This window comes from Synechococcus sp. YX-04-1 (genome assembly GCF_030546365.1).
In the GTDB taxonomy this organism is placed as follows: Bacteria; Cyanobacteriota; Cyanobacteriia; order PCC-6307; family Cyanobiaceae; genus Parasynechococcus.
The window spans coordinates 157,400-176,392 of sequence record NZ_JAUONZ010000002.1 but is presented as its reverse complement, the minus strand read 5'-3'; the positions used below and the strand labels follow the sequence as shown (position 1 = coordinate 176,392).

Sequence of the window (18,993 nt, the reverse complement as noted above, 5' to 3'; positions counted from 1 at the left end):
CTTCAATCAACCAAATTGGTATTTTCTTGAGCTCTGCCCGTCAAACGGGTAGAGCTTTTTTTCATGAGTTGATCCAAAGCGAGATTTAAGTCCTGGTCCATCGCAATCAACCGACCATCACTCACAACAATCCTGGCCAAAGAGGGCAGCCCCACCTTCCTGGTACGCAGATACACCGGTTCCACGTAAAGGAGTCCGGAGCCAACGGGAAGCACAAGAAGATTGCCTTGAACGAGTTCTAGATCGTCCTGATCCCAAAGGCCAAACTGCTCGCTCACATCTGGATCCTGATGAATAAGAGCCTGAACTTGTTCCGGGCCGAGAATGATTTTGTCTTTGGGAAAATCGATTAATTCCAATTCACCGTAGTGATCACCGTCGTTTCGAGCCACCAACCACGCTGTGAGATTTGGCCGGGCTAGGGGGGTAAGTGGTTGGAGTAAAAGAAATTCGGAATTGTCGTTGCCTTGAACCTGTGCCGTGATGTGATAGGGCTCGACATCAATTTTTTGTCCCCCATAGATCTCACTGGGAACCTGCCAAACATCATCGCCGTTGTAGAAAATTTGGGGATCGGTAACGTGATATCGCTTCAGCTGATTCACTTGAACATTGAAGAAATCCTCAGGAACTCTGCGGTGGTCACGAACGAGTTGCGGCATCGCCTGCATTGGTTCAAATAAATCTGGGAAGATGCGATCCCAGGTGCTCACAATCGGATCGTCGGGTTCTGAAATGAAGAACTGAATGCTGCCGTTGTAAGCATCGACAATAGCCTTCACTGAGTTTCTTAAGTACCGATCAGGATCATCTGGTGAGACCGCTGCGCTGTAAGCCAGGGTCGTGCTGTGGGTGTACCCCTCAACGACCCAATACTGATGTTGTTGGCGTTGATCCGATGTCGCTTTGGTCGTGTTGGAACTGTCCTGATCAGAATTGGGAATGGAGATCAGATAGGGCTCACCACGAAAATCAATGAAGGGTGCTATCGCTTTGACACGGCTGCGCACATCACGCCTGATAAGTAGTTTGGAATCAACGTTGATCGCGTTTGTGAACAGCAATCGAGGTTCACGTAGATAAACCGCTGCTGCGCATCGTTGAAGCCAAGATCTAATTGATACACCGCCTGATCCATGATAGTGCGTCATTACATTGATATCGCCTTCGGGGTAATCAAATTCTGCGATATCTGTTGGAGCGATGGCATAGGGCGAAGGAAGCATCCCGTAATAGAGCGCTGCATCGCCGACAGGGATTTGATCCTGAACGTCAGATCGTTCAATACCCAGTGCTGGATTTCCAGCAATTTTTGTTTCCGTGCCGAGACCTTTGATGAAATAAGAAGGGAGACCATCGTCCCTGCGTTCATTCACCGGACTAACGGTGAAGCCGTAGCCGTGGGTGAAGATGAAATGACTGTTCTGCCAGGTTTTAGAGCGACGCGGCAATGCGGATTGATCCAATTCGCGCGCCGAGACAATCACTTGCTGGGATGAATCGCTGTCTTGATTCAGCGGATAACGATCAACTGCTGCATTGGAAAAGCGGTAGTAGACCCTCAGCTGCTGCAATTGGCGGTTTGCTTCAAGCAAAGGACCGCTGTCCCAGAGGCGGACATTTTCGAGAGTGCTGGCGCCTTGCTCACGATCAGCAGCGCTGAACCTTGAGGGGTCATCGACTTGACTCTTGATTTGATCCAACTGGAAGCCCCATTGCGTGGCCTCAATGGCATTTTTCAGATAGCGCTCTTGCAAGGCAAATTCCCTTGGCCGCACCACGAGCCAGCGGGTCAGAGGTGTGGCGACCATTTCCAGCACCACGAGCGTCGCCAAGGTCAATGCAAGTCCCTGACGCAGTCGCCGCCGACAGGGCAACAGAACAGCTACCGCAATCAGCACCAGTAGGAGCGTGGCGACTGCACGCAACGGCAGGGTGAGGTGGGCCTGTAGCCATCCCGCCCCTGCCACAAGGCCGTGCTGAGTCCACAGGAGTTGATGCCTGGATAACCACACCAGACCCGCTGCTCCAAGCAGCAGAAGCGCTGACAGGGACCTGATCAGCTGAATCTGTCGCCGCGAAAAGATTGGACTGGCCCAGTCAGAGATTGCTTTGGAGCCAGCCACAAGACGCCAGAGCTCAAAGACGAGGGTGAATGCTGCGCCCAAGATCAACAGTTCCAGGGCCAGATGCAATCCGGCAAAGCGCCCCAACCCGAAGCTCAGATCGGCTGCGAGTAAGGGGTCTTTCGTGGATTCATTAGGAATCAAGAGGGCCAGCGACCAGATGCTCCAAGCGCGGCTCACGACAACAACCAGAGACCCTGCAACGATCCGTGCCAGCCATGGCCTCAACCGCGGCCAGGCCATCGCCAGGGCTATCGCTAACGCCTGAATGACTCCTCTAGCTGAGCCGATTCGAACATTTGGCCCAAGGTGTGGTCGCCACTCCCCCAGCTGAAACGGGTCATGGATGGCCAGCGCCAAGAGATCCAGCGTCAGCGAGGCAGTGACAAGCACCACAACAGCACTGATCAACAGAGCGAATCCGTAGGACCATCCGGTCAGGCAGATTCCCTGGGATGAGCTTGACGTCTGTTGTTTGAATTGCCTGGACCAGGCCCGGGCTGCCAATAGCGGCAGCATGGCCAACCCAGCGAAGAGAAGCTGAAGAAGCCAGCGCTTAAGAAGAACGTCAGTCCAGGCGAACTGATCGAACCAGAGCCACTCGATCTGCATCCGGGCTGCAACAACAACCAGCGGCAGCAGAAGGAGAAGGCGTCTCATGGGAGGCCAGCGATGTCGCGGAACCGATCACCGTTGATCGTTTCCTCGGCAATCAAAACGTCCACCAGTTGATCCATCAACTCACGGCGAGGCTCCAGTAGAGCGATGGCTTGCGCCAAAGCACTCTTGGCCAGCTGGCGGATTTGAGTATCGATGGCCTGACCTGTGGATTCGGCGTAACTCGGCCGTTGGTTGAACCAGTCGCGTCCCAGAAACACCTCCGTACCGGGGCCTTCAAGGGCCATGGGCCCGAGGTTGGAAAAGCCGAAGCGCGTCACCATCTCCCGTGCGAGTTGAGCCACCATCTGGAGATCACCACTAGCCCCTTGGGTGATCTCGAGCGATCCGAAAACCACCTGCTCTGCTGCCCGCCCACCGAGGGCGACAACAAGATCAGCCAGGCAAGACGAGCGGGTGATCAAACCGGAATCCAGCACTTCCTCATCGGGCATGAAGCGGGTGTAACCACCGGCTCCGCCACGGGGAAGAATCGTGACCTTGTCCACCGCGTTAGCCGCCGGCAGAAGACTGGCCACCAGGGCATGGCCCACTTCGTGGTAAGCGATGAGCCTTTTTTTGGCGCTGTCCTGCAAGGGGCGATTGCTGAGCCCCATGGTGATCCGCTCCAAGGCCCCCTCAAGCTGGAATTGACCGATCCGGAGCATGTTCTGGCGGGCCGTGAGGATCGCTGCTTCGTTCAGCAGATTGGCCAGATCAGCACCGGAAAAACCAGGGGTGCGGCTCGCCCAATCCGATAGCGAAACCGAGTCATCGAGGGGTCGTGTTCGCGCATGTACGGCGAGAATGGCCTCGCGACCTCGGCGATCAGGAAGACCAACATCAATTCGCCGGTCGAAGCGACCCGGACGCAACAGTGCGGCGTCCAGCACGTCGGCACGGTTTGTGGCCGCCAGCAGGATGACGCCCGAGTTCTCCTCAAAACCATCCATCTCCGTCAGGAGTTGGTTGAGGGTCTGTTCGCGTTCATCGTTGCCGCCGCCGATGCCAGCACCCCGCTGGCGACCAACTGCATCAATCTCATCGATGAAAACGATGCAGGGGGACTTTTCTTTGGCTTGGCGGAATAGATCGCGAACCCTGCTGGCGCCAACACCCACGAAAAGCTCAACAAACTCTGAGGCCGCGATTGAGAAGAACGGCACGCCCGCCTCCCCTGCAATCGCCTTGGCAAGAAGTGTTTTCCCAGTTCCAGGGGGGCCGACCAAGAGCACGCCCCGCGGGATCTTGGCGCCAAGACGAATAAAAGCCTCAGGCTGCTTAAGGAAGGTGACCACCTCCTCCAGTTCAAGCCGCGCATCGTTAATGCCGGCCACGTCTTCAAACCGAATCTGCAGGTCTTCCTGTGGCTTCAAGCGAGGTTGACTTCGCCCAAAACCCAGAGCCCGATTCGCCATCTGTGCTGACCGCTTCAGCAGGAGCGATAGGCCGACCAGCACCAGCAGAACCACCACCAGGGTCCCGGCCAGTTCGCGCCCTGCTTGTTCACGGCGGATATCAACAACTGTCAGAGGCGTGCCAGAGCTCTCTGCCGCCCGAAGGATTTGGTTGTCGTTGGCGAAAACGGGAACGGTGACCCGTCGCCCATCGTTGTATTGGACCCTGACTTCCCTGCTGCCCGGTACGAGATCCAACTGCTTGATCTCTTTTGCATCAATATCTTTGAGCAGGGTGGAGTAACTCACCGTGTCCTTCTTCGTCCAAAAACCCTGAATCGAAGAAGGTTGAACCTTCTGAGGGGCCGCGGAACCACTGGAGCCGTCCGAACCTGGTGCCACGTCATCCCTGCGCTTCACGGAGCCTAGCGATTTGACGCAAGGGGGTTCCAAACGAGACAATCTCGGTTTGGAAATACATCAGGCGCAATGGCCGTCCCGAAGAAGAAAACATCCAAGGCCAAGCGCAACCAGCGCAGCGCCACCTGGAAGGGCAAGGCAGCCGTTGCCGCCCAGCGCGCCATGTCCATCGGCAAGTCTGTGCTGAGTGGCCGCGCCCAGGGTTTTGTCTACCCGGTGAGTGAGTCCGAAGACGGCGAATCCTGAATCGAACCCTGGAGGTGGATTCGTTTCAGGTTTCGATCTGGATCCACCTCCACAACAACATCCGCTCGCATTGTTTGAAAACTGCTCGATGGCAGCGAGCAGAGAATCATGCGGATAAATCGATCCAGTTCGGAACTGGAAAGCGATGCTCCCCGTTCCGCCTGAAGGGTGGCTTCCTGTTGCCGTTTCCAACGCCATGGAGCGTTGAAGTCTGTCGCCCGCAGTTGCCAGAGTTGATCGAAACAACTCCAGGTGGCTTCGTAGAGAGCGAGAACTGGTTGCAGCTTCTGGCGCCATTCCAACTCCTCCGGCGTTAGGGGGAACTCGAGATGGGGCTCATCTGCCGTTGGGTCGGCGTTTGATCTGCATCCCACAAACCAACCCTCAAAAATCAGCAGGTCGGCATCGCAACGGCGCCAACCGCTGCGGTCTCCACGTCCTTGTCGTTTGGCTTTGTCAAAGCAGGGCATCAAGACGTGGTCACCCTGGCGCCATACCTGAAGACACTCCTGCAGGAGCTCCAGGTCATGGCTGCCAGGAAGTGCGCGGGGCACACCCCAAGGGTTGCCGCTTATGGCCGCATCAAGCCGTTCGGCCTCGAAATAAAAATCATCCAGCGACACCACCTGGATGGAGAGGCCAAGTTCCTTTGCCGCTGCTTCAATCCATTGCCCCAGAGTGGTCTTCCCGCATCCCGGCAAAGCACTGAGTCCGAGCAGACGGCGTTCTCCCAGCCATTGATCTCCCAGGCTCAGAAGAGGCAGGCCAACTGACCACAGCCAATCCGGTGCAGCTCTGGGATGCCAGTGATCGAGGGCGACCCGGTGACGCCCGGAGTTGCGCTGCTGTGCAGACCAACTTGCGACGTCGCCCAACTCAAGATGCTGAAGCAACCGTTGCTGATCGCTGCGGGGAATGATGCGTTGGCCTTCAGGATCCAACTTTGAACGCCTCCAGAACAACCGCGTAAACAAATCCAAGCCGCAGGTTGTCGAGCCAGGGAAGACGACGGCGCCCAAGAACCATCAATTCACAGGCGATAAGTGCATAAAACGCCGTATAGGTCCTCAGCTGAACAGCATCCAGGATGTAAACGGGGAGGTTGCTGCCAATGAAAAATCCAAGCAGGAGCAGCAGCAACGTGGCGCTACGGCGCCACCAGGGTCCAGACCAAGACTGACGAATCCCTGCACCCCAATTGTTCTGAAGCCCCGCCAGACGTGTGCGCTGGATTGAGCTCATCGATCCGGCACCGACAGCATGGTCTCCAGATACTTCAGCGTCACTGCCCCCTCCTGGCAAGAGGCACCGGAAAGGACGGTTGCTGGTTGTCCAGGGTCACCCAGGTGATCCAACACGGCTGTTGCCTCGTCAGCGGAATCACGCAAGGCTTCGGCATCCCAGGGGGAAGGGGTCAGCAGACAACGCAGACCTGCGGCTCTTGCTGCCGAGAGACCAGCGGCAGAATCTTCGACAGCGAGGCTGGCAGCACTGTTGGCCCCACTGCGTTTGAGAGCGAGAAGGTAGCCGTCCGGTGCTGGCTTGCCCGTAGCAACGTCATCCGATGTCACCACGCCATCGAAGCTGGGGATCTGTTTCTGGATTTGTTCCAGCAGTGCCATCACCGACGCCAATCCGCTGGAGGTGACGATCCACTGCTGCACGCCGGCGCGGCTCAGCTCATGCAAAAGCCTCTTCACACCGGGGCGGAGATGCACGTGTCCTTCGCGGACCCGTTCCAGGTAATGCAAGCGTTTGCGATCACGCACCTGGTCCAGTTGGTCCTGGGTGAGGGTCACCCCACAGGCTTCAGCGTGAAGCTTCACCCTGCGGAGTCCGCCTGGAATCGCCAGCAATCTGTTGTAGAGCGCTTCATCCCAAACGAAGGGTAGATCCAGCTCCTTAAAGGTCATGTTGAAAGCCGGTCGATGACCGTCCATTTCCGTGTCGGCCAAGGTGCCGTCCACATCCCAAAAGACCGCTGAAAGTCTGTTCACCTTGAGCAGCAGCAACGGCACAATGCTGGGACATCACCCCCTGTTGCGTTCCCTTGCCGGCTGTTCCGCTCCATTGGTCCTGGTCCCTTCCAGCCGTGGTCGAACCATCCCCATTGCGAGGGCTTGATTTGCCTCTGGCGCTGCGCTGTGTGCTGCGGCGCAGGGGATTCAGCTCCACATCCGAGGCCGAGAGATTTCTCTCCCCTGGTGATCTGCCACCCACCCGCGATCATTTCCCCGATCTCGAGCAGGCCTGTGCCCGTCTGGTGGCGGCCTGCCGATCCCGTGAGCGTGTCGCCATCTGTGGTGATTACGACGCCGATGGCATGACCAGCACAGCTCTGCTGTTGCGGGCGTTGGCCCCGCTGGGCGCTGAGCCGGAGCCAGCGATTCCGTCGCGGATGGAGGAGGGATATGGTCTCAATCCCGCCATGGTGCAGCGGCTCTACGACGATGGAGTGAGGCTTCTGGTCACCGTTGATAACGGAGTTGCCGCGAGGGAAGCCCTTGAACTGGCAGCGAGTTTGACCATGCAGGTGATCGTGACCGATCACCACACCATCCCGGCGGAGCGGCCGCCCATGACCGCACTCATTCACCCGGCCACCACGCCAGAGGACTCGCCCTACCGCGGACTGGCCGGCGTGGGCCTGGCCTATGTGCTGGCCCATGCCGTTGCCGAAGTGCTGAACAAACCAGAAGCGATCCGCGTTGCCCGTGATCTGTTTTGCATCGGCACGGTGGCCGATATGGCTCCTCTGGTGGGGGCAAACCGCAGTTGGTTGCTTGAGGGGCTGAACCACCTGCACCGCTCCGAGTGCAAAGGCTTGCAAGCACTTCAGCGTCTGGCCGGTCTTGGAGAACGCCCGCTGACGGCCGAGGACATCGGGTTTCAGCTTGCACCACGAATCAATGCTGTCGGTCGCCTCGGCGAACCGAGGCTCGTTGTGGACCTGCTTACGGCTGAGGATCCTGATTCAGCGATGGCCCTGGCACGCCGCTGTGATGATTACAACCGCCAGCGTCGGGATCTCTGCGATGCGATTGAAGCGGAGGCCGTGGCTCTGGTGGAAGCGGAGAGCGATGACAACCTTCCGTCTTTTCTGCTGCTGGCACAAAGCCACTGGCACCACGGAGTGATTGGCATTGTTGCTGCCCGTCTGATGGAGCGTTATCACCGTCCCACCGCTCTGCTAGCCGGTGATGGTGATGGAAGCCTGCGCGCTTCGGTGCGTGGGCCCAGTGGCTTCGCTGTGGATCGTGCCCTCTGCAGTTGCAGTGATCTGTTGACCCGCTTTGGAGGCCATCCCGCTGCAGGGGGGTTCACCGTGAAAGCGGAGCTTGTCCATGCCCTGCATGAGCGCCTCTGCGCCGAGGCCGATGGTTGGCTGATGACCCAGGCTCAGGGGCGTCCCGTGCAACCTGACGCTCTGCTGCAGTTGAAGGATGTGAACTGGGATCTGTGGCGCCACCTGCAATCCCTGGCCCCCTTCGGCATCGGTCATCCGAAACCGCTCTTCTGGACGCGAGGTGTGAGCGTTGAGGAGCGGCGGGACCTCAAGGGTGGACATCTGGCCCTGACGTTGCGCCAAGGGGACAGTGAGCGACGCGCTATCGCCTGGCGATGGGATCCATCGGCGCCCGTCCCTGAGTGCTGTGACGTGGCTTACAGCATTTCGATCAACCGCTGGCAGGGTGAGCAGCGTCTCCAGCTGGAACTCAAAGCCATCCGCGCCCATACGGAGGTGGTGTTGATCGACCGCGGGTCACGGCAGTACACCGCCCGCTGGACGGAAAGCTCAGGGCTGACGCTCACCAATGGTGATGGTGAAACGCTTCAGGCGAGCGTTGAACAAGAAAGATCCCTCACCAGTGACAACGACCTGACGAGGGATCAGCGGGTGATTCAGTTGATCGAGGAAGCCTGTCTGGGATTAGGGCTTCGCCCTTAAGGCGATGCGATCAGAGCGCACCGCGGCGGTAGAAGAGGATGAAGATGACAGCGGGACCTGCAATGGTGATCATCGCCAGGGCGGCAAAGTTGGCGATCAGGTGAATGTCAAAGCCCATGGCGATGCAGCGCTGTCCGAAATCGTTACGCCTCCCAGGCTACGGGGCTCTGTCCCGACAGCGACGGATTGGTTCTGATCTCTGTGATGGCTTGTCACAGCTTCAGTCATGAGCCGAACGACGCCGCAATGGACTTGTATCAAGCACTGCGGAGCCTGTTGCCGGCTCGCTCCGGAAGAACGGGCTGACGCCCTGGCGGCCTTGAGCGAAGAGCAACAACGCACCTATTTGGCCATGGTTGGTCCCGACGGCTGGTGCATTCACTACGACACGGGCAGTCAGCGATGCACGATTTATGAGGAGCGTCCTGACTTTTGTCGTGTGAGTGGCCTGGGCCGTCTGTTTGACGTTCCCGATGATCAGTTCGATGCCTTTGCCATCGCTTGTTGCCAACAGCAGATTCGCAGCAGCTATGGCGGTCGCAGTGGCGTGATGCGTAGGTTCAATCGCGCTCAGACCTCTGGAGGCTCTGTTGATGAGTGAGCAAACCAGCCCTGAGTCGCGCAGCTTTGCTGCAGTTCTGTTCAGCACCTTCACCACGGTTTTTATTGCTGAACTTGGCGACAAAACGCAGTTGGCAACGCTCTTGCTCTCGGCCCAGTCGGGCTCACCGGTTCTGGTGTTCATTGGTGCCGCTCTAGCGTTGATTGCCTCCAGCCTTGTGGGCGTTCTCGTGGGTCAATGGTTGGCCAAAACCCTTCCGCCTGAGCGTCTTGAACTGATGGCTGGAGTGCTGATGGTGGCGCTTGGCATCTGGCTGGGTCTCCAGGCTGCCCGCTCCCTTTGGCTCAATGTCGCGAGCTGACGATGGATTTTCCACTTCTGATTTCAACCTTCTTGACCGTGTTCCTGGCCGAACTCGGTGACAAGACCCAACTCGCCACCGTTGCCATCAGCGGCACGTCCAATCGCCCCCTGGCTGTGTTTCTGGGCTCATCATCCGCGTTGGTTCTTGCCAGTTTGCTCGGGGCCTTTGCTGGTGGATCCGTTGCGACGGTGATTCCCAGTGACTTACTTCAGCTGTTGGCCTCGCTGGGTTTCCTTGTGATCGGTGGTCGTTTGCTGGTTCCTCTGTTCCGTGAGACAGAACCCGCCGCGGACGGGGATCAAACTCCTGAGTCCTAGGGTGGGCTTTGGAGGGCTGACTCCGCATGGCCTGCTGAACAGCGTCGGCCGCCCCTTCCGTCTCTCCCGGCCCTGATGGTCGGTTTCTGCGCACGCCACGATGAAATTCACGGTTGCCGATCTGCTGGATCAGCTCTCGACAGAGCATCCATCCGAGCCAGACCAACTGGCCAAGATCCTCAAGCTCAGCAACAAAACGGATAAAGCATCACTTGAGTTGGCCGTTTCATCACTCGTGAAGATCGGTGTGATCGAACAGACGAGTGAGGGAGGTCTCACACGACCCCAACAGGGTGACCTGATTGATGCCCGCCTGCGTTGCAGCAGCAAAGGCTTCTGCTTCGCTATTCGCGATGACGGCGGCGAAGATATCTATATCCGCGACCATCAGCTCAACCACGCCTGGAATGGCGATCGTGTGCTGGTGCGGGTGACGAGGGATGGTGGACGCCGCCGCTCACCAGAAGGTGGCGTGCAATGCATCCTTGAAAGGGCCACTCAATCGCTCTTGGCTCAGGTGGAGCAGCAGAGCGAGCAGCTGCTGGCCGCCCCCTTGGACGACAGGGTGCTCGCTGGTATTGAACTTCCAGCAGAGGACTTAAAGCATCTCCCCGGCGATGAAGTCTCCAGCGTTGTCGAGGTGCGCATCGATCGCTACCCCTTGGCGCAGCATGCTGCGGCCGGTCATGTTGTGCGATCTCTCCCGCTCAACGGCGGACCTGCAGCAGATCGAGACCTATTACTAACCAAGGCTGGGCTTCAAGACCGTCCGGCTGCACCCCGAAGCTCTGGCAAAAACCCTGCGACCAAGGGCCGGGTTGATCTCACGGAGCAACCTTCGTTGCTTCTCAAGGGATGGACTCAGGAGGATGCGCCGGGGTTGCCTGCCGTGCATGTTGAGGCCATGGACGGTGGTTGTCGCCTCTGGGTCCATGTGCCCAGCGTGGGCGAGCGGATCGGGATAGGCAACAGCCTTGATGCCTGCCTGCGCGATCGCGGCGAAGCGCTTTGCCTCGGTCAAGTCTGGCAACCCCTGCTGACTCCGGCCCTCAACAAGGCCACCAGCTTCTCCGCTGGGTCCGAGGCTGACGCCATCAGCGTTCGGCTCGATATCTCAGCCAACGGTGAGGTGAGCAATTGGGAGTTCATGCTGAGCTCGGTGCGTCCCGTCGCCGACGTCTGCGCTGAGCAGTTGATCGCCCTTGCGGAACGCAAACCCAAGGCGCGCAGCATTCCTGCGGCGCTCAAACCGATCAAAGACCAGCTCGGTCAGTTGGAGACCCTGCGGTTCTGCAGCACCCTGCTGTTGGAGCATGAGCGCATCAACGGGGTTGTGCAACTCAATCTCTGCCCTCCACAGCTGGAGGCCCTTGGTGACCTGCGCAGCGCAGATCCATCTGGTTTGCGGCATCGCTGGGTTGATGCGTTCAACCCGTTGGACCCCCATGCGTTCCTTCAGCCTCTGTTGAGGGCTGCTGACCGTGCATGGACCGCCCAACGACTCGATCTGCAATTGCCTGGGATCACCATCGAGGCGGATGAACCTGATGGCAGCGTGCTGACCGATGTGGCGAAGACAGCCATTGCCTTGGATCTACCCCTTGAGCTGGATGACGACGGCAGCCCATCAGCTTCGGAACTGATTCAGGTGTTCAAAGACAGCAGTCAACGCCGGGTGCTTGAACAGCAGCTCAGTCACGCCCTGCCACAGCTTTGCCTTGTGGCATCGAAAGAAGCCACCCCGGCGTCAGCAGTTTCCGATGGGGAGGAGGCTGCTTTGAGCAGCCCCAAGACTTCTCTTACTCCATGGACTTGTGCCACCCAGCACTACGCCCATCTGGTGAATCAACAGGTGATCGTTGCGCTGCTGACCGAGGCCAAGGATCGTCCAACCGTGCGTCACAAGACGCGCCTGAAGCTTGGGCTTAAGGGTGCCGGTGCTGATCTCACATGGCCCCTGTTCACGGCATCCCAGGAAGAGAAACTGAACGGATTGGTGAACGAGCGCACCGTGCAGCGGCTCAACAGCCGTCGACGTCAGGTGTTGGAACTGGAAAAGGATCTGCTGTCGATGATCCAGGCTCGTTCAGCCCAGCCCCTGATCGGCCAACAGGTGGAAGGCCACATCAGTGGTGTTCAGAGCTATGGCTTCTTTGTTGAAGTTGGTGAGAGTCGTGTTGAGGGGCTGGTTCATGTGAGCTCCCTCAACGATGACTGGTACGAATACAGATCACGCCAGAATCGCTTGGTCGGGCGCAAGAACCGTCAGACCTATCAACTCGGCGACACCGTTCAGGTGCGCGTGATCAATGTGGATGTTCTGCGTAACCAGATCGACCTCGAGGTCATCAGTCAGGGTTCCAATGGCTCCAGTGAGCCTGAATCTTCGGAACCTTTGCCCGTGGCCCTCAGCGAGCGCTGAGTGATGCATCCCTATGTGCTTGCCGTCACCGGTGCATCGGCCCAACCACTGGCCGAGCGCGCCCTACAGCTGCTGTTGCAGAACGGGCGCGCGGTGCATCTCGTGCTCAGCCATGGTGCCCATGAGGTCTTCCGTGCGGAACAGGGCCTGTCCATTCCTGTGGATCCTGTCAAGCAACGCGAGTTCTGGAGAGACAGGCTTGCAGTGGAGAGCGGCGAACTCACCTGTCATCGCTGGAATGATCAAGCTGCCTGCATCGCGAGTGGGAGCTACAAAACCCGGGCGATGGTCATCGTTCCCTGCAGTATGGGTACCGTCGGGCGGATCCATGCCGGTATTGCAGCTGATCTGATCGAACGTTGTGCAGATGTGCATCTGAAGGAGCGCCGTCCTCTGGTGATTGCTCCGCGGGAGATGCCCTTCAACCTCATTCACCTCCGCAACCTCACCGGCCTGGCTGAGGCTGGAGCAACCATTGCCGCTCCCATCCCGGCGTGGTACACCCGGCCCGATTCGTTGCAGGAGATGGTGGACTTTTTGGTGGTGCGCTTGTTCGATGGTCTGGAGGAAGACCTCGCACCCCTGAAACGCTGGAACGGCCCCCTGGAATGAGCATGTTTCAGCGGCTGCTCCTGATTCCCTGCCTGGCGCCACTGCTGGCCTTGCTGGTTCTGTCCGCCACCAACGTCGGAGACAAGACCCGGATCCGTCTGCTGGTGTGGACAACACCTCCGCTCCCCGTTGGGGCGTGGACAGCAATGGCTGGCGTTGGTGGTGCGGCCGGAGCGGCTGTCGCAGCTTTTCTGGTATCGCCAGTGGAGCGTCCTCTGAGTCGCCAAAGGCGTTCCCCCGTTCAACCGGAGTTGGATGAGAGGGGCTACGCGGCCAACGCACCGACACCCAGATCGAGCGCAAACCCTGGCCCCGAACGAGATGTGAGAGAGCCGGCTCCAACGGTTTCTGTGGCCTACCGCGTGATTCAACGCCCTTCATCAGCCCCCCAGCAGCCAGAAGCTTCAGCCGTGGCCTCCGCCCCACAGGACTTGAGTGATTGGGGAGATGATCCGGAGTCGAACTGGTAAGCAACGCACCAAGCTGCTTACAGTTGCGCCAGCAATGCTTGATCGGTGAGCGAAACCCCAGTCGAGAAGCCGTCTTCAGGTCAAGACGCCCCCGCCAAAGCGGCGCCAAAAGCGAAGCCTCCCAAACCGGAGGACAAGCCCTTCCCTGAATTCATCGACACGCTGTTTCTGCCGGCCGTCGCCAAACAGCTGGCCGAACACGACATCAAAGCTGATCGGCTTGAGCGCGTGGACGGGCAGCGTCCTGTCGTCGGTGGTGAATGTCCGATGGTGGTTGGCGAATTGCCTGGGGGCCGCCGCTTCTGGGTCTGCTTCTCCAAGGCCGACATCAACAGCACCAAGGTGATTGCCCTTGCTGATCCCGGTAGTGAGCCAACGCTGCTGGAGAGCTTTCTGATCGATGAGAAGCGATTGTCCTTGCCCCTTCTTGTGTCCCGCCTGTTGCAACGGCTTAACGGCCAAAAGTGGCTGGGAGGTAACTAACCGACGGCGTTGGCCTCGGGGGTCGGGCTGACAGGCCTACATTGGCAGGATCGTGAACCGCAACTGATGGTCCCTCCCACCGCCGTGGCCGAAGGCAGCGCTGTAGCCATCAAGGATCCTGTCAAGGACACAATCCTGACCCCTCGCTTCTACACCACCGATTTCGAAGCGATGGCGGCAATGGACCTTCAGCCCAATGAGGCTGAACTGGAAGCCATCTGTGAAGAGTTCAGGAAGGATTACAACCGACACCATTTCGTTCGGAACGAAGAGTTTGAAGGCGCCGCTGACAAGCTCGATCCGGAAACACGCAAAGTGTTCATCGAATTCCTCGAGCAGAGCTGCACGTCGGAATTTTCAGGATTCCTTCTCTACAAGGAGCTGAGCCGCCGCATCAAAGCCAAAAATCCGCTTCTGGCGGAGTGCTTCGCTCACATGGCTCGTGACGAAGCTCGCCACGCCGGTTTCCTCAACAAGTCGATGGGCGACTTCGGGATGCAGTTGGATCTCGGCTTCCTGACGGCCAACAAGGACTACACCTTCTTTAAGCCGAAATTCATCTTTTACGCGACTTACCTGTCTGAAAAGATCGGCTATTGGCGTTACATCGCCATTTACCGTCACCTCGAAAAGAATCCCGACAGCAAGATCTTCCCGATCTTCAATTTCTTCGAGAACTGGTGTCAGGACGAAAACCGTCATGGCGATTTTTTCGATGCCTTAATGAAGGCTCAACCGGACACGGTTCGTGGACCGATCGCCAAGCTCTGGTGCCGCTTCTTCCTGCTGGCGGTTTTCGCCACAATGTATGTGCGTGACGTGGCTCGCAAGGACTTCTACGAGGCTCTCGGATTGGACGCTCGCACCTACGACAAGATGGTGATCGAGAAGACCAATGAAACCTCTGCGCGCGTTTTTCCTGTTGTTCTTGATGTGAACAACGACAAGTTCTGGACCCGCCTCGAACGCCTTGTAGCGAACAATGCCGCCCTCGAAAAAGCTGATGCCAGCGGTGCTATTGCTCCTGTGAAGCTGCTGCGGAAGCTGCCCTTCTGGATCCGTAATGGTGCCGAAATGGCCAAGCTTTTCCTGATGCCTGCGGTCGACAGCGAACGCTTCCAGCCTGCCGTGCGCTGAGGGACTACCTCAGCTCAACCGAGGAGATTTCTTGACCAACGCCTTTTCGAATCAGTGGCGAGGACTCATGGAGTCCTTGCTGCATCGCGGTAGTGCTGCAGGAGCCGACCTGGTGGAGGTGTTCCTCGAGCGCACCGATCACATCGGTTTGCTCGCTGAACAGGACCGGATCACCAGTGTCAATCCATCCTTCGCCCGTGGCGCTGGCCTAAGGGTGTTCCGTGATGGCCGGGATGGCTTCGTAAGCACCAACGACCTCAGCGAAGTAGGACTCCAGCGGGCCCTCGATCAGGCCCTCGCCATGCTCGGGCTCGAGGCTCAACAGCTCACTTCGTCGGCAACTTTTGAAGGATTGAAGCAGCTGACCGACCATGGTCTGACCAAAGCCGACTGGCTGGAACGCTGTCCATCCCTCGACCAGGCCAGCGAATGTCTGCTTCAGGGCACAACCCATCTCGATCGTCTCGGTCAGCACCTTCAGGTGCGCCGTGGCAGTTATGCCCGCGATTGGCAAGAAGTGCTGGTGGCTGCATCCGATGGCACCTTCGCCCGGGACATCCGCCTGCATCAATCGACCGGTCTTTCCGTTCTTGCCGCTGACGGAGATCACCGTTCAAGCATTGGCCGCCGCTACGGAAGTTCCGATCGTCCGGATGATCTTCGGGACTGGGATTCGGAGGCGAGTGCAGCTGAGGTCTGCAACAGCGCAGGAACAATGCTGCGTGCCGACTACGTGGATGCCGGACAGATGCCGGCCGTTCTTGCCAACCGCTTCGGTGGCGTGATTTTCCATGAGGCCTGTGGGCACCTACTCGAAACAACCCAGATCGAACGGGGCACCACTCCCTTCGCTGACCGCGTTGGTGAATTAATCGCTCACCCAGCTGTCACCGCTATCGATGAAGGGCTAAGTGGAGGATCCTTCGGTTCCCTCTCGATGGACGATGAAGGAATGGAACCGGAGCGCACTGTTCTGATCAAAGACGGTGTGCTTCAACGGTTCATCAGTGATCGGGCAGGTGAACTGCGCACGGGCCACAAACGCACCGGAAGCGGTCGTCGTCAGAGCCATGCCTTCGCCGCTGCGAGCCGGATGCGCAACACCTTCATCGATGCGGGCTCGCATACCCCCGAGCAGTTGATTGAATCCGTCGACCAAGGTCTGTATTGCAAGGCCATGGGTGGGGGAAGCGTCGGTCCGACAGGTCAGTTCAATTTCTCCGTTGAAGAGGGTTACCTGATCGAGAACGGCAAGCTCACCAAACCTGTGAAAGGGGCCACGTTGATCGGTGATGCCAAGGAGGTGATGCCTCGCATCTCGATGTGTGCCAATGATCTGGACCTGGCTGCCGGGTTCTGCGGTTCCGTCAGCGGGAGTGTGTTCGTCACCGTGGGCCAACCCCATATCAAGGTTGATTCGATCACGGTGGGGGGGCGTTGATGATGACCAGCAACAACAGCCTCAACGCCACAGATCTGAGGGATCGCCTACAGACCCTCGCCTCCCGCGAAGGCATTCGTCTCTGGGACCTTGGTGCCGCCTGCAGCGATGACTGCTCCGTTCAGGTGGATCGCGGTGAAGCCAAACAACTCAAGGCTTCGCAGCGGAGCTCAATCACCGTCCGGGTCTGGAACAACGATGGACTGGTGGGCATCACCAGCACCACTGACCTCTCGGATAACGGCTTAGAACAAGCTCTGGTCGGAGCACATGCGGCCAGCCGTTTTGGAAATCCCGAGGAAATTCCTCAATTCTCACCATTGGCGACAGCTCCACTCCCCGAGCTTGATCGACCGCTTCAACCACGCCAGGGAATCCTCCCCCTCCTGGACACCCTGCGGGCTGCGGAAGCAGACCTGCTAGGTCGCCACCCCGCTATCCAGACAGTTCCCTACAACGGACTGGCGGAATCCCTATCCCAGAGCCTCTATCTCAACAGTGAAGGAGCACTCCGCCAGATGGAGCGCACCCAAGCCAGCCTGTATCTCTACGCAAGAGCGGAAGAAACAGGTCGCAAGCCCCGTAGTGGAGGTGCTGTTCGTTTGGGTCTTGGCAGCAGCGAGCTGGATGTTCAAGGCTGCATCAGCGAAGCGATTGATCGCACCGTCAGCCATCTGAACTATCGACCGATCGAAACCGGGAGCTACCGGGTTTGTTTTACACCTGAGGCCTTTCTCTCCTTGCTCGGTGCCTTCAGCAGCATGTTCAATGCTCGTTCGGTCCTCGATGGTGTGAGCTTGAGCCAGCGGGATTCGATTGGATCCGATGTGGCGGTTCCCTTCTTCAATCTCCACGATGATGGTCTCCATCCCGGCCACATCAGTGCTGCAGCCTTTGATGGCGAGGGAACCCCGACCCGGCGGCTCTCCTTGATTGAGGACGGAACTTTGCGGAACTTCCTTCACTCGGAAGCCACGGCGCGGGCTTTCGGTGTTCAACCCACAGGCCATGCAGGCCTTGGAGCCAAGGTTTCGGTTGGTCCCGACTGGTTTGTGGTTGGTTCCAACCCTCAGGTGAGTAGCGGCAACACCCTCGATCACCGCACCGAGTCAGGCCCCTTCGTTCTGATTGAGGATCTGTCAGCTCTCCACGCCGGTGTGAAAGCCACCCAGGGCTCCTTCTCCTTGCCTTTCGATGGCTGGTTGGTGAACAACGGCGAACGGGTGTCCGTTGAAGCGGCAACGGTTGCTGGTGACATCCGCTCCGTTCTCAACGGGATCGTTCATTTGGAAGCTGATGCTGAAGTCACCCACCGTGGGGTTTCCCCTCATGTGTGGGTGGATGGACTCTCCATCACGGGCGAAGCCTGACGTTGAAGATTCTGTTCTGGGGGACACCGGTCTATGCCGTGCCGACCCTTGATGCATTGCATCAGGCGGGTCACACCATCGTTGGGGTGGTGACCCAGCCTGATCGCCGGCGTGGTCGCGGCAAACAATTGGTTCCATCACCGGTCAAGGCGAGGGCTGAAGAGCTGGGTCTTCCGGTTTTCACCCCTGAACGGATCAAACGGGATGACGCTTGCAAGGCTGAGCTTGATGCTCTCGGAGCCGATGTCTCAGTGGTGGTCGCCTTCGGTCAGATCCTTCCCAAGGATGTGTTGCAGCAACCGCCCCTGGGCTCCTGGAACGGCCACGGATCGCTACTGCCCCGTTGGCGAGGTGCGGGTCCAATTCAGTGGGCCCTGCTCGAAGGTGATCAGGAAACGGGTGTTGGAATCATGGCCATGGAAGAAGGCCTCGACACCGGACCTGTGCTGCTGGAGCAACGCATCCCGATCCAGCTGCTGGATTCATCCATCGCCTTAGCCGAACGGCTGAGTGCACTGACCGCAGACCTGATGGTGCAGGCCATGCCTTTGATTGAAGCGGCGGGCCCTGGCAGCGAAGGCGAGAGATTGGCAAGGCTCAACGTGCGCGTTCAGGCAGAGGAGTCGACCTATGCCCGCATGTTGGAGAAGCAGGATTTCCAATTGGATTGGTCAGCCTCTGCCCTCAGCATCCATCGCAAAGTGATGGGGCTTCATCCCGGAGCATTCACCCAATGGCATGGCAAACGTTTGAAGGTGTTGCGCACGGAGCCGTTGATCGAGCGCTTGCAGGATCAACTCAGCGCCGAGGTGCGCAACCTCGTGGGTCAATGGCCCACCGGCGGGCATCCCCCAGGGACGATCTTGGCGGTGATTGAGGATCTGGGACTTGTGGTGAGCAGTTCCGGCTGTCCTCTTCTGATTCGGGAGGCACAGCTGGAAGGGAAAGCACGCAGCACAGCACCCGTTCTGTTTCAGCAACTCAAGGCCACTCCAGGAGATCGCTTCGGCGAGGGTTGAT

19 protein-coding genes are annotated in these 18,993 nt (G+C 58.5%); 13 read left to right on the top strand and 6 right to left on the bottom strand.

All coding sequences use genetic code 11. The features are described from left to right. Window positions 1-2: 2 nt before the first annotated feature. On the bottom strand, window positions 3-2,786 hold the full coding sequence (locus Q3Y53_RS04250; RefSeq protein WP_303533198.1) for a UPF0182 family protein: 2,784 nt from the start codon (window positions 2,784-2,786) through the stop codon (window positions 3-5). After that, entirely contained in the window at window positions 2,783-4,582 is a 1,800-nt protein-coding gene (ftsH, locus tag Q3Y53_RS04245; RefSeq protein WP_303533196.1) for an ATP-dependent zinc metalloprotease FtsH, read from the bottom strand. Before ftsH ends, Q3Y53_RS04250 begins: the two co-directional genes overlap by 4 nt. A gap of 87 nt (window positions 4,583-4,669) precedes the next feature. Here ftsH and rpmF point away from each other — a divergent pair, with 87 nt between their 5' ends. After that, window positions 4,670-4,846 carry a 50S ribosomal protein L32 gene (gene rpmF / locus Q3Y53_RS04240; RefSeq protein WP_226412070.1) on the top strand — a complete coding sequence of 59 codons (177 nt, stop codon included), beginning with the start codon at window positions 4,670-4,672 and terminating at the stop codon, window positions 4,844-4,846. Here the strand turns inward: rpmF and Q3Y53_RS04235 are convergent. Genes Q3Y53_RS04235 through Q3Y53_RS04225 form a run of 3 tightly spaced genes read right to left on the bottom strand, consistent with a single transcriptional unit; the run spans window position 4,810 to window position 6,864 of the window. Continuing rightward, entirely contained in the window at window positions 4,810-5,787 is a 978-nt protein-coding gene (locus tag Q3Y53_RS04235) for a phosphoribulokinase (protein WP_303533192.1), read from the bottom strand. The genes rpmF and Q3Y53_RS04235 overlap by 37 nt on opposite strands. Continuing rightward, entirely contained in the window at window positions 5,777-6,088 is a 312-nt protein-coding gene (locus Q3Y53_RS04230) for a DUF565 domain-containing protein (protein ID WP_226423910.1), read from the bottom strand. Before Q3Y53_RS04230 ends, Q3Y53_RS04235 begins: the two co-directional genes overlap by 11 nt. Beyond that, window positions 6,085-6,864 carry an HAD-IA family hydrolase gene (locus Q3Y53_RS04225; protein ID WP_303533188.1) on the bottom strand — a complete coding sequence of 260 codons (780 nt, stop codon included), beginning with the start codon at window positions 6,862-6,864 and terminating at the stop codon, window positions 6,085-6,087. Before Q3Y53_RS04225 ends, Q3Y53_RS04230 begins: the two co-directional genes overlap by 4 nt. A 74-nt stretch (window positions 6,865-6,938) precedes the next feature. Here Q3Y53_RS04225 and recJ point away from each other — a divergent pair, with 74 nt between their 5' ends. Then, entirely contained in the window at window positions 6,939-8,795 is a 1,857-nt protein-coding gene (gene recJ, locus Q3Y53_RS04220) for a single-stranded-DNA-specific exonuclease RecJ (protein ID WP_303533186.1), read from the top strand. 10 nt (window positions 8,796-8,805) lie between these two features. Here the strand turns inward: recJ and Q3Y53_RS04215 are convergent, their stop codons facing one another. Further along, a complete protein-coding gene (locus Q3Y53_RS04215) occupies window positions 8,806-8,913 on the bottom strand; it encodes a photosystem II reaction center protein Ycf12/Psb30 (protein ID WP_025362280.1) in 108 nt (35 codons plus the stop codon). A gap of 108 nt (window positions 8,914-9,021) precedes the next feature. On the opposite strand from Q3Y53_RS04215, the gene Q3Y53_RS04210 reads away from it, so the two are divergent. The 11 genes from Q3Y53_RS04210 (at window position 9,022) to fmt (ending at window position 18,992) form a co-directional block, all read left to right on the top strand. Next, window positions 9,022-9,396 carry a YkgJ family cysteine cluster protein gene (locus Q3Y53_RS04210; protein ID WP_226423913.1) on the top strand — a complete coding sequence of 125 codons (375 nt, stop codon included), beginning with the start codon at window positions 9,022-9,024 and terminating at the stop codon, window positions 9,394-9,396. After that, the gene (locus Q3Y53_RS04205) at window positions 9,389-9,718 is read left to right on the top strand and encodes a TMEM165/GDT1 family protein (RefSeq protein WP_226423914.1); all 330 of its coding nucleotides are present in this window, start codon (window positions 9,389-9,391) and stop codon (window positions 9,716-9,718) included. Before Q3Y53_RS04210 ends, Q3Y53_RS04205 begins: the two co-directional genes overlap by 8 nt. Before the next feature lie 2 nt (window positions 9,719-9,720). After that, window positions 9,721-10,038, top strand: a complete 318-nt coding sequence (locus Q3Y53_RS04200) for a TMEM165/GDT1 family protein (protein WP_226399856.1) — start codon at window positions 9,721-9,723, stop codon at window positions 10,036-10,038. Window positions 10,039-10,138: 100 nt separating this feature from the next. After that, window positions 10,139-12,460, top strand: a complete 2,322-nt coding sequence (locus tag Q3Y53_RS04195; RefSeq protein WP_303533179.1) for an RNB domain-containing ribonuclease — start codon at window positions 10,139-10,141, stop codon at window positions 12,458-12,460. A 3-nt stretch (window positions 12,461-12,463) separates the two neighbouring features. Further along, the gene (locus Q3Y53_RS04190; RefSeq protein WP_226423916.1) at window positions 12,464-13,072 is read left to right on the top strand and encodes a flavin prenyltransferase UbiX; all 609 of its coding nucleotides are present in this window, start codon (window positions 12,464-12,466) and stop codon (window positions 13,070-13,072) included. After that, a complete protein-coding gene (locus Q3Y53_RS04185) occupies window positions 13,069-13,542 on the top strand; it encodes a hypothetical protein (protein WP_303533176.1) in 474 nt (157 codons plus the stop codon). The genes Q3Y53_RS04190 and Q3Y53_RS04185 overlap by 4 nt, the downstream gene beginning before the upstream one ends. 45 nt (window positions 13,543-13,587) lie before the next feature. Continuing rightward, on the top strand, window positions 13,588-14,025 hold the full coding sequence (locus Q3Y53_RS04180) for a DUF2996 domain-containing protein (RefSeq protein WP_303533174.1): 438 nt from the start codon (window positions 13,588-13,590) through the stop codon (window positions 14,023-14,025). A 66-nt stretch (window positions 14,026-14,091) separates the two neighbouring features. Then, window positions 14,092-15,162 (top strand): magnesium-protoporphyrin IX monomethyl ester (oxidative) cyclase, encoded by a 1,071-nt coding sequence (acsF, locus tag Q3Y53_RS04175; protein WP_226423919.1) that lies wholly within the window; start codon window positions 14,092-14,094, stop codon window positions 15,160-15,162. A gap of 67 nt (window positions 15,163-15,229) precedes the next feature. Beyond that, on the top strand, window positions 15,230-16,603 hold the full coding sequence (locus tag Q3Y53_RS04170) for a TldD/PmbA family protein (protein ID WP_226423920.1): 1,374 nt from the start codon (window positions 15,230-15,232) through the stop codon (window positions 16,601-16,603). Further along, window positions 16,603-17,973 carry a TldD/PmbA family protein gene (locus tag Q3Y53_RS04165; RefSeq protein ID WP_303533169.1) on the top strand — a complete coding sequence of 457 codons (1,371 nt, stop codon included), beginning with the start codon at window positions 16,603-16,605 and terminating at the stop codon, window positions 17,971-17,973. The genes Q3Y53_RS04170 and Q3Y53_RS04165 overlap by 1 nt, the downstream gene beginning before the upstream one ends. A 2-nt stretch (window positions 17,974-17,975) precedes the next feature. Next, a complete protein-coding gene (gene fmt, locus Q3Y53_RS04160; RefSeq protein WP_226423922.1) occupies window positions 17,976-18,992 on the top strand; it encodes a methionyl-tRNA formyltransferase in 1,017 nt (338 codons plus the stop codon). The last annotated feature ends 1 nt before the right edge of the window (window position 18,993 follow it).

Bases quoted from the DNA above. Each gene is read 5' to 3' on its own strand.
- Q3Y53_RS04250 (WP_303533198.1), bottom strand. From the start codon at position 2,786: ATGAGACGCCTTCTCCTTCTGCTGCCGCTGGTTGTTGTTGCAGCCCGG.
- rpmF (WP_226412070.1), top strand. From the start codon at position 4,670: ATGGCCGTCCCGAAGAAGAAAACATCCAAGGCCAAGCGCAACCAGCGC.
- Q3Y53_RS04230 (WP_226423910.1), bottom strand. From the start codon at position 6,088: ATGAGCTCAATCCAGCGCACACGTCTGGCGGGGCTTCAGAACAATTGG.
- Q3Y53_RS04215 (WP_025362280.1), bottom strand. From the start codon at position 8,913: ATGGGCTTTGACATTCACCTGATCGCCAACTTTGCCGCCCTGGCGATG.
- Q3Y53_RS04210 (WP_226423913.1), top strand. From the start codon at position 9,022: ATGAGCCGAACGACGCCGCAATGGACTTGTATCAAGCACTGCGGAGCC.
- Q3Y53_RS04205 (WP_226423914.1), top strand. From the start codon at position 9,389: ATGAGTGAGCAAACCAGCCCTGAGTCGCGCAGCTTTGCTGCAGTTCTG.
- Q3Y53_RS04200 (WP_226399856.1), top strand. From the start codon at position 9,721: ATGGATTTTCCACTTCTGATTTCAACCTTCTTGACCGTGTTCCTGGCC.
- Q3Y53_RS04195 (WP_303533179.1), top strand. From the start codon at position 10,139: ATGAAATTCACGGTTGCCGATCTGCTGGATCAGCTCTCGACAGAGCAT.
- Q3Y53_RS04190 (WP_226423916.1), top strand. From the start codon at position 12,464: ATGCATCCCTATGTGCTTGCCGTCACCGGTGCATCGGCCCAACCACTG.
- Q3Y53_RS04185 (WP_303533176.1), top strand. From the start codon at position 13,069: ATGAGCATGTTTCAGCGGCTGCTCCTGATTCCCTGCCTGGCGCCACTG.
- acsF (WP_226423919.1), top strand. From the start codon at position 14,092: ATGGTCCCTCCCACCGCCGTGGCCGAAGGCAGCGCTGTAGCCATCAAG.
- Q3Y53_RS04170 (WP_226423920.1), top strand. From the start codon at position 15,230: ATGGAGTCCTTGCTGCATCGCGGTAGTGCTGCAGGAGCCGACCTGGTG.
- Q3Y53_RS04165 (WP_303533169.1), top strand. From the start codon at position 16,603: ATGATGACCAGCAACAACAGCCTCAACGCCACAGATCTGAGGGATCGC.